The organism is Streptomyces katrae (assembly GCF_000717655.1).
Classification (GTDB): Bacteria; Actinomycetota; Actinomycetes; order Streptomycetales; family Streptomycetaceae; genus Streptomyces; species Streptomyces katrae_B.
This window is the reverse complement of sequence record NZ_JNZY01000079.1, coordinates 1-8,779: the sequence shown is the minus strand read 5'-3', so window position 1 is coordinate 8,779 and position 8,779 is coordinate 1. Positions and strand designations below refer to the sequence as shown.

General features: G+C 72.7%; 9 protein-coding genes. 3 read left to right on the top strand and 6 right to left on the bottom strand.

From position 1 onward, the window contains the following. Positions 1 to 243, top strand: a 243-nt coding sequence (locus IF09_RS41400) for an AMP-binding enzyme (protein WP_037637230.1), incomplete at its 5' end; no start/stop codon positions are given. On the opposite strand, the gene IF09_RS0139210 is transcribed toward IF09_RS41400, so the two are convergent. From IF09_RS0139210 to IF09_RS0139195, 4 genes are all read right to left on the bottom strand, one after another. After that, complete coding sequence (locus tag IF09_RS0139210; protein WP_030304300.1) at positions 233 to 805, bottom strand: Uma2 family endonuclease; 573 nt, start codon at positions 803 to 805, stop codon at positions 233 to 235. The genes IF09_RS41400 and IF09_RS0139210 overlap by 11 nt on opposite strands. A gap of 73 nt (positions 806 to 878) precedes the next feature. Beyond that, on the bottom strand, positions 879 to 1,607 hold the full coding sequence (locus IF09_RS0139205) for a class I SAM-dependent methyltransferase (RefSeq protein WP_030304298.1): 729 nt from the start codon (positions 1,605 to 1,607) through the stop codon (positions 879 to 881). Positions 1,608 to 1,848: 241 nt separating this feature from the next. Beyond that, a complete protein-coding gene (locus tag IF09_RS0139200) occupies positions 1,849 to 2,076 on the bottom strand; it encodes a hypothetical protein (protein WP_051833668.1) in 228 nt (75 codons plus the stop codon). A gap of 173 nt (positions 2,077 to 2,249) precedes the next feature. Then, complete coding sequence (locus tag IF09_RS0139195; RefSeq protein WP_030304294.1) at positions 2,250 to 5,450, bottom strand: AfsR/SARP family transcriptional regulator; 3,201 nt, start codon at positions 5,448 to 5,450, stop codon at positions 2,250 to 2,252. A gap of 143 nt (positions 5,451 to 5,593) precedes the next feature. Here IF09_RS0139195 and IF09_RS0139190 point away from each other — a divergent pair, with 143 nt between their 5' ends. Beyond that, positions 5,594 to 6,814 (top strand): amidohydrolase family protein, encoded by a 1,221-nt coding sequence (locus IF09_RS0139190; protein ID WP_030304287.1) that lies wholly within the window; start codon positions 5,594 to 5,596, stop codon positions 6,812 to 6,814. Between the two features lie 81 nt (positions 6,815 to 6,895). Next, positions 6,896 to 7,723: a trypsin-like serine peptidase gene (locus tag IF09_RS0139185; protein ID WP_234321338.1), complete on the top strand. Its 828-nt coding sequence runs from the start codon at positions 6,896 to 6,898 to the stop codon at positions 7,721 to 7,723. Positions 7,724 to 7,756: 33 nt separating this feature from the next. Here IF09_RS0139185 and IF09_RS0139180 read toward each other — a convergent pair whose 3' ends face one another. Both IF09_RS0139180 and IF09_RS0139175 read right to left on the bottom strand, forming a co-directional pair. Next, positions 7,757 to 8,152, bottom strand: a complete 396-nt coding sequence (locus IF09_RS0139180) for a VOC family protein (RefSeq protein ID WP_030304284.1) — start codon at positions 8,150 to 8,152, stop codon at positions 7,757 to 7,759. An 80-nt stretch (positions 8,153 to 8,232) separates the two neighbouring features. Further along, the gene (locus IF09_RS0139175; RefSeq protein WP_030304282.1) at positions 8,233 to 8,673 is read right to left on the bottom strand and encodes an NUDIX hydrolase; all 441 of its coding nucleotides are present in this window, start codon (positions 8,671 to 8,673) and stop codon (positions 8,233 to 8,235) included. Positions 8,674 to 8,779: the final 106 nt, after the last annotated feature.

The following is an 8,779-nucleotide window of genomic DNA, read 5'->3' as shown; positions in this document are numbered from 1 at the left end:
CCGGACATCGCGGACGTCGCCGTCGTCGGCGTCCCCGACCCCCGCCTCGGCGAGGTCGGCAAGGCGTACGCGGTCCGCCGCCCCGGCTCCACCCTCACGGCCGACGACCTGATCGCCTGGTCCCGCCGGGAGATGGCCAACTACAAGGTCCCGCGGACCGTCGAGTTCGTCGCGGAACTGCCGCGCAACGCGAGCGGCAAGGTCCTGAAACGCGAACTCCGCGCCCGCTTGATCAAGGGGTGAGCGTGCCCAGGTCGATGTCCGCGGGGAACGGGACCGCCACCTTGAGCCGGTCGCGATGGATCCCGGTCGGCACGTACGTCCGGGTGACCGTGTCCAGCTCGTAGACGTGAACGACGGGCTCGCCCTCCTCGTCCTCGACCCGCCAGAAGTGGGGGATCCCGGCCTGGGCGTACTTGAAGGGCTTGATCGAGCGGTCGCGGTCGGCCGACTCCTCGGACACCACTTCGATGACCAGGACGACCTCTTCGGGGAGGTAGCGGGTGCGGTCGGGGTCGTAGGCGACCGTCGTGGCCAGGATGTCCGGCTCGGGGCGGCTCCTCTTGTCGAGCCGGACGGTCATCTCCCGCTCGATAACCATGCCGTCGGGCGCTGCTTGCTCCAGCCTGGTGGTCAGCCTTCCCACGAGCCGCGAGTGCCAAGACCGCTGCGGGGACACCATGAAGATCAGCGCTCCGTCGATGAGCTCGGTGTGCCGGGGGGCCTGGGGCCAGTGGTCGAGGTCGTCCGCTTCCCAGCCGCTCGGGCGGGGCGGGAGCATCCATTCGGGGAGCTCGGTTGCCATGGTGTCCTCCAGAGGGTGCGGGGCCAGCCTGCTCAACCCTGTGCGTACGTACCGGTGCTTGGCGGGCGCTCGGCTAGCCGGGCTTCCGGGCCAGGAGGAGGCGCCAGCGGGGGGTTCCGTCGTCCCGGCGGCCGAAGGGCTCCAGCGGGAGGGTCTCCACCGTGAAGCCGGTCGCCTGCAGGTCGGCCCGGACGCCGCCCAGCGCGAAGGTCCTGTAGTACATGACGAACGGCGGCCGCCACACCGCGTTGCGCACCCGCATCGCGGCGTCGAACCCCGCCACCGCCCACCACACGGGCGAGGTCGGCGGGATCGGCGCCCCGATCGGGAAGGCGAAGAGGCCGCCCGGGCGCAGCGCGGCGTGGACGCCGGAGAAGAGGGCGGGCCGCTCGGCCGGCAGGAAGTGCCCGAAGGCCCCGAAGCTGACGGCCAGGTCGTACGAGCCGGCCAGCTCGGGCGGCAGCGCCCGCGCGTCGGCCCGTACGAGGTCGATGCGCTCGTCGGGGTGCGCACGCGCGGCCTCGGCCAGCATGCCGGCGCTCAGGTCCACCCCGGTCACCCGGTCCCGGCACAGCCGCCGCAGCATCCCCAGCCCCGCGCCGGTCCCGCAGCACACGTCCAGCCCGGCGCCGAAGGAGCCCTCGTACTGGGCGAGCGTCTCCTCCACCGCGTCGAGCATGCGGTCCGGAGTGCGGAAGGGGGTCTGGTCGAACTTGGGCGAGAGCAGGTCGTACCCGCGCTCGACGGAGGAGAGGGCCTGTACGGCGAGCTCGCGGACGGTGGGTCCCTGAGAGGTGAACACGGTCACAGCCTAGTGAACCGAGGTGACGCGGGCATGCGACGGCGGCCGCGGTGGCTCCCCCTCCGGGCCACCGCGACCGCCGTCCTTGTTGTGCTCCCCCGTTGATCTCTCACGGGTCCCCCCGTGACCCCGTGACCCCCCTCGGGTTCCCCCGTGTCCCCCGTGGTTCCCCCGTTGTTCCCGGTCCCCCGTATCCCCCGTGGGACCGTCCCCCCGTCCCCCGTATCCCCCGTGGGACGTCCTACGGACGAGTACCGGACGCGTGGTTGTCCATCACCACGATGTCCTCGTCCGAAGCGTGGTTGTCCTGCGGCTTGATCTCGATGCCGGAGGCGTGGTTGTCCATCGGCGTGATGTCGACGCCCGGTGCAAGGCTGTCGTCGAGCGGCTTGATCTCGATGCCGGACGCGTGGTTGTCCATCGGCTTGATGTCGCCGTCGTTCGGCAGGATGTTCTCGTTCGTCGTCATCGGTTCTCCTGATGGATGGGTCGGGCCCGTTCGGCGATTCCCCCGCGGACCGCCGAACGGGCGGTCCTCCAGCCGACTCTCGCGCCCCCCGACGCGGTGAGTCGATGCACCTATCGTGGCGGGCGGCGATAAACGAACGATGAATGCCTCGTTCATCCGCCGGTCGGCCCAGCTCAGGCCGCGATCTCCGAAGCCAGCAGAGCTTGCACCTCGGCCAGTTCGGCCGACTTCAGCTGCTTGAAGACGACCTCGGCATCCCGCCAGCACACCCGCGCCCGGTCCCGCTGCCCCAGCCTGCGCAGCGCCTTGCCCAGCACCGTCAGCACGGTCGCCCGGCGCCACTCCCCGCCGATCCCGCGCAGCGCGATGGCCTGCTCGGCGTGCGCAGCGGCCAGCGTGGGCCGGTGCGCGGCCAGGTGGGCCACGGCGAGCCGGAAGTGCGTCACGCCCTCCCACAGCGGCTGCCGGTTGTCGTGGAACAGCGACAGCGCCTCGGTGAGCTGCTCCTGCGCCTCACCGAGCCGGCCGGCCTGCGTGAGGGCGATGCCCAGCGCGTAGCGGCCGTTGGCCAGGCGCAGGGTCAGGCCCATCCGGTCGTATATGGCGATGCCCTGCTCGGCGAGGTCGATGGCGCTGGTCAGCCGGCCCAGTTCGACGTGGATCCGGGAGAGGTTGCACAGCGCGCTGGCCTCGCCGATGTGGTTGCCGTCGGCGCGGAAGTTCTCGATGGCCTCCAGCAGGTACCGCTCGCCGTCGGCGTGCCGGCCCTGGTAGAGGGCGATGATCCCGCGGTCGTTGGGCGCCCAGCAGCTGGGCAGCGGGTCGCCGGCCTCGCGGGCCAGGACCGTCGCCTGCCGGGCCTCGTCGTCGGCCTCGCCGAAGCGGCCCGCGACCAGGTGGACGTTGGTGAGCGTGGTCCGGGCCCGGCCCTCCGCATGCGGGTCCTTCGCGGCGTGTGCGGCGTCGCGCAGGGCCACGGCGGCGGACTCGTACTGCTTGGAGTTGGCCCCCGACTCGGCGAGGTCCTTGGCCGCCCACAGGAGGTCGACCGCCCGGCGCAGTACGTCCGCCTGCCCGGTCGAGCGTACGGAGGCCTGCCGGACGCAGGCCAGCAGCGGGTCCGCCTCGGCGTACAGCCAGTCGAGGGCGGCGCGCGGCTCGGCGAAGCGCAGACCGGGGTAGTGGGTCGCGGACAGGTGAGCGGGGAGCCGGTCGCCGGGGCGCTCCACCGCGTACACCGCGGAGGCGGTGGCGAGGTAGAAGTCCAGCAGCCGGTCCAGCGCGGCGTCGCGGCCGCTCGGCGGCTGCTCGTCGCGCTCGGCGCACGCACGCGCGTAGAGGCGTACGAGGTCGTGGAAGCGGTAGCGGCCGGGAGCTGCCGATTCGAGGAGGGAGCAGTCCACTAAGGCCTCGAGGAGGTCCTCGGTTTCGTGCTCGGGCCGGTCGAGTACGGCGGCTGCCGCGGCCAGCGAGATGTCGGGTCCGTCGGCGAGGCCGAGGAGGCGGAAAGCGCGCTGCTGGGCGGGCTCGAGCTGGCCGTAGCCGAGCTCGAAGGTGGCTTTGACGGCAAGGTCGCCGGCCTGGAGCTCGTCGAGGCGGCGGCGCTCGTCGGCGAGCTTCGCGGCGAGGACGGAGACCGTCCAGGTCCGGCGCGCGGCCAGCCGGGAGGCGGCGATGCGGATGGCGAGCGGCAGGAAGCCGCAGGCGCCCACCACGTCGAGGGCGGCCTGGCGCTCGGCGCCGACCCGCTCCGCGCCCACGATCCGGGTGAACAGCTGGAGGGCCTCCTCGGGGCTCATCACGTCGAGGTCGACGAGATGGGCCCCGGCGAGGCCCGCCATGCGGACCCGGCTGGTGACGAGGGCGGCGCAGCCGGCGGTGCCCGGCAGCAGCGGGCGGACCTGGGCGGCGTCGCGGGCGTTGTCGAGCAGGACCAGGACCCGGCGGCCGTCGAGCGTGGAGCGGTACAGCGCCGCCCGCTCGGCGGCGGTGTCCGGGATGGCCGTGTCGGGGGTGCCGAGGGCGCGCAGGAAGGAGCCGAGGACGGCGACGGGCTCGGCGGGCCGCGGCTCGGTGCCCTGGAGGTCGACGTAGAGCTGGCCGTCGGGGAAGTGCGGGCGGGCGGCGTGCGCGACGTGCACGGCGAGGGTGGTCTTGCCGACACCGCCGATCCCGGCGAGCGCGGAGACGGCCATGACCTGGCCCCCGACGCCGGACAGGATCTCGCCGAGCTCGTTGACGAAGGTGGCTCGGCCGGTGAAGTCGGCGACGGTGGCGGGCAATTGGGCGGGCCTCACGGGTGCGGGCGCGGCGGCCGGGACCGGGTCTTCGGCGCGGGCGAGTTCGGCGTCCGCGCGCAGGATGCGCTGCTGGAGCGCGGAGAGTTCGGGCCGGGGGTCGACGCCGAGTTCGTCGGCGAGGAGCCGGCGGGTGTCGGCGTACACGGCGAGCGCCTCGGCCTGACGGCCGCTGCGGTACAGGGCGAGCATGAGGAGCTCGCGCAGCCGTTCCTGCAGCGGGTGGGCGGCGGTGAGCGCGGTGAGCTCGGAGACGGCCTCGGCGTGGTGGCCGAGCTCGAGGTCGAGGTCGAGGCGGGTCTCCAGCAGCTGGAGGTGCCATTCGGCGAGCCGGGTGCGCTCGGTCTCGGCGTGCGGCCCGGGGACCCCGGCGAGGGGTTCGCCGTCCCACAGGTCGAGGGCGCGGGCGAGCAGCGTACGGGCGAGGGTACGGTCGCCGGCGGTGCGGGCCTGCTCGGCATCGGCGGCGAGGCTGCGGGCGATGCCGAGGTCGAGGGCGCCGGCGGGGGTGCGGATGGCGTAGCCGCCGGACTCGCTGACGAGCATGCCGGGCGCGAGGACCTTGCGCAGGCGCGAGGCGTACGTACGGATGGTGGCGAGGGCCTGCTGCGGCGGGTCCTCGCCCCAGATGGCGTCGATCAGCTCGGGCGCGGTGGCGGTACGGCCGCCGCGCAGCAGGAGCGCGGCGAGCAGGGCGCGCTGCTGCGGGGTGCCGGAGGGCAGCGCCTCGCCGCCGCGCCAGGCGCGGATGGGTCCGAGGACGGCGAAGCGGGTGCCGGTGGGGGCGGGGTGGGCGGCGGGGGCGCTGGCCGCGTCCGCCTCGGCGGGGGTGGCGGCGGAGTCCGTGGCGGCGGGCCGGGCTCCGGATGCGGCGGTGGCCGTGGCGCCGGCCGTGGCATCCGGTGTGACGGCCGAAGCGGCCCCCGGAGTACCGGCGCGGGCGCCGCGCGCGGTGTCCGGCGGGTCGGCGGGGCTGCCGGGCCGGGTCCCCGCCGTGGCGTCCGGCGCGGCAGCGAAGTGGCGCCGGGCTGCCTCGGGGTGGTTCCGCTGGTGCGGGATGGCCGGTATGCCGTCCATCTGTCGTCCCCCCTGCCTTCCGTCGGTGTAAGGGCCAGTCTGCCCTGTCTTGCGCTTACCCGTCAGCCCGTGTCGGACCGATCACTTCCCAATCACCCTCCAACTAGCTGACGGTTCGTCAGATTGACGCTACCGTGGGCGTCATGGAGACCTTCCCGAAGATCATCTCGGTGGACGACCACACGGTTGAACCTCCCCACGTCTGGCGGGACCGGCTCCCGTCCAAATACCAGGACACCGGCCCCCGGATCGTCCGCGCCCCCTTGAAGGAAATGACCTTCCTCGGCGGCAAGTTCGCCCCCGTCATGGGCGCCAAGGGCGACGACGGCCCGATCGGCGACTGGTGGGTCTACGAAGACCTGCACCGCCCCCTCACCCGGCTCGACACCGCCGTCGGCTACGCCCGCGACGAGATCAGGCTGGAGGTGATCACGTACGAGCAGATGCGCCCGGGGTCCTTCTCGGTTCCCGACCGCCTCGCGGACATGGACGTCAACCACGTCCAGTCGGCGCTCTGCTTCCCGACCTTCCCCCGCTTCTGCGGCCAGACCTTCACCGAGGCCAAGGACCGCGAGCTCGGGCTGCTCGGCGTACGGGCGTACAACGACTGGATGGTGGAGGAGTGGTGCGGCCCGGACGCCCGCGGCCGCCTGATCCCCCTCACCCTCATCCCGCTCTGGGACGCCCGGCTGGCCGCCGCCGAGGTCCGCCGCAACGCGGCGCGCGGCGTGCGCGCGGTCGCCTTCTCGGAGATACCGCCGCATCTGGGGCTGCCGTCCATCCACACCGACGAGTGGGACCCGTTCCTCGAGGCGTGCAACGAGACCGGCACGGTCATCGCCATGCACATCGGCTCCTCGTCGCGCATGCCGTCCACCTCGGCGGACGCCCCGCCGGCCGTCGGCTCCACCATCACCTTCGCCAACTGCTGCTTCTCGATGGTCGACTGGCTGATGAGCGGCAAGTTCGAGCGCTTCCCGAACCTCAAGATCATGTACGCGGAGGGCCAGATCGGCTGGATCCCCTACATCCTGGAACGCGCGGACGTGGTCTGGGAGGAGAACCGCGCCTGGGGCGGGGTCGCGGACAAGGTGCACCGGCCGCCGTCGGAGCTCTTCGCGGAGCACGTCTTCGGGTGTTTCTTCGACGACCCCTTCGGGCTGAAGAACCTGGACTCGATCGGCGTGGCGAACGTCCTCTACGAGACGGACTACCCGCACTCGGACTCGACGTGGCCCAGGTCCCGGGAGGTGGGGGAAGCCCAGATGTCCCACCTCGCGCCGGACGTGGTGGACCGCATCGTGCGCGGCAACGCGATCGACCTGCTGGGACTGACGCCGGAAGGCCTGTGGGCGGGCGCGTAGGCGGGGCCCCGGGGGTCCCCTTGCGGCGAAGGTGAACATCAAGGCATGCTTCGCCGGAGCAAAGTGGGAGGGGCGGTGGCGGTGGACAAGCGGACCGTGGTGACCGGGGTGTTGTGCGCGGTGGCGGCGCTGGGCGCGTCCGCTGCCATGACGAAGGTGGTACCGGCTACGCAGGGCGGCTCGGGCGCGCGCGTCGAGGCAGCGGCCCCGGCGAAGCCCTCGCCGAGCCCGTCTTCGCGATCGCAAGCGGCGAAGCAGCCGCAACTGAACACCTCGGGCACGCCCCGTCCGGGCAGCCCCGCCGCCTTCACCGGCGCCCTGTTCGAAGGCGGCGTTCAGGGTGACCACTTCTGCACCGCCACGGTGGTACACAGCCCGGGGAAGAACCTGATCGTCACCGCCGGGCACTGCCTGGTCGCCGGGAAGGCCGGCGACGGGGGAGCGGTCTTCGCACCCGCGTACGCGAACGGCGGGGCCCCGTACGGAGCCTGGACGATCGAGGAGGTCTTCGAGGACACCCGCTGGGCCGACGGCACGGACGACGACTACGACCTCGCCTTCGCCCGCCTCGCCCCGGACGCCACGGGCCGCAACATCGAGGACGTCACGGGCGCGGCCATCCTGGACACCACGGGGCGCACCGGCGAGGAGATCACCGTCACCGGCTACCCGGCGGACCGCAAGGTCCCGCGCACGTGCACGGCATCGGCGGTCCGCGAGACCGAGACGGAACAGCGCTTCGACTGCGCGGACTTCCCGGGCGGCACGAGCGGCAGCGCCTGGCTCGCGAAGGACGGCAAGATCATCGGCATCCTGACGGGCGGTGACACGGACGACGTCTCGACGAGCACGATCCTGGGCGAGTACGCGGCGACGCTGTACGCGAAGGCGACCTCCGCGGCCCGGTGAGCCGCGGGCGCCCGGCGAGCCGCGGGCGCCGGTTCAGGGGCGCTCGCCGAGCACGTCGAGATAGTGCGCGTTGTACATGAAGCCCAGGACATTGCCGAACGGGTCGACCACCGAGGCGGTGACGAAGCCGGGCCCGCGCTCCGTGGGCGGCTCGTACTGCTTCGCGCCCATGGACAGCAGCTTCTCGAGCGTCGCGTCGACGTCGTCGACGTGCCAGTACACGACGGCGCCGCCCGGCTCGGCGGGCGCGCCGGCGGGCGCGTAGCGGCGGTCGATCAGCCCGAGCTCGTGCTGGTAGTCGCCGAGCCGGAACTCGGCGTACCCCGGCCGCTCGAAGTAGGGGCCGGTACCGAGGAGTTCGGTGTACCAGGCCTTGGCCGCGTCCAGATCGGCGGCCCAGAAACTGACGGTGGTCAGACCTCGCAACATGGAAGCTCCTCGGCTCGTCGTCGATGGCAGTGCCAGGACTCTAGCCATGATGTAGGTCAGTAACTGTCCTCATTGCCTCGTCAGACCACGAGCCCGAGGTGGACCGGCTCGGCCGGCGTGTCGGCCAGCAGCTCCGCAAGCCGCGGCGGCCACAGCGGCTCCCCGAGCGAAGCCAGAGCCTGCTGCGACAGCCAGCGCCAGTGCGCGTCGGGCGATTCCGGGACGGGATCGCGGTGCGGGCCGGCCGTGACGTAGATGTGCTCGTGCTGGCGTACGGGGATCCCCTCGTGGGTGAAGTCGTGCTCCCAGGTGCAGAGCAGCCGCTGCGGCTCGAGGTCGGTCCACCCGGTCTCCTCCCGCAACTCCCGCCGCACGCACTCCTCGGGAGTCTCCCCGGGATCGATCCCCCCGCCGGGCGGCAGCCAGTGGATCCCGACCTCGATGTTGTTCTCACGGAAGAGAAACACCGAACCGGTCGGAGAGAGGATGACAATGCGGGCTGCCTGCCTGGGAGTTCTCATCAGATCAGCGTACGACGGGGGGTGGCTTCTGTGCAGGTGGTGCGGCGGCGGGTAAGGGGGGCGGGGGCGTGGGCGTGGGGCGGGGTCCGGGTGCTCGGGGTCGGAG

What these genes read in the sequence shown, in the direction of transcription:
- IF09_RS0139210 (WP_030304300.1), bottom strand. Translation starts at nt 805, where the DNA reads ATGGCAACCGAGCTCCCCGAATGGATGCTCCCGCCCCGCCCGAGCGGC.
- IF09_RS0139200 (WP_051833668.1), bottom strand. Translation starts at nt 2,076, where the DNA reads ATGACGACGAACGAGAACATCCTGCCGAACGACGGCGACATCAAGCCG.
- IF09_RS0139195 (WP_030304294.1), bottom strand. Translation starts at nt 5,450, where the DNA reads ATGGACGGCATACCGGCCATCCCGCACCAGCGGAACCACCCCGAGGCA.
- IF09_RS0139190 (WP_030304287.1), top strand. Translation starts at nt 5,594, where the DNA reads ATGGAGACCTTCCCGAAGATCATCTCGGTGGACGACCACACGGTTGAA.
- IF09_RS0139180 (WP_030304284.1), bottom strand. Translation starts at nt 8,152, where the DNA reads ATGTTGCGAGGTCTGACCACCGTCAGTTTCTGGGCCGCCGATCTGGAC.
- IF09_RS0139175 (WP_030304282.1), bottom strand. Translation starts at nt 8,673, where the DNA reads ATGAGAACTCCCAGGCAGGCAGCCCGCATTGTCATCCTCTCTCCGACC.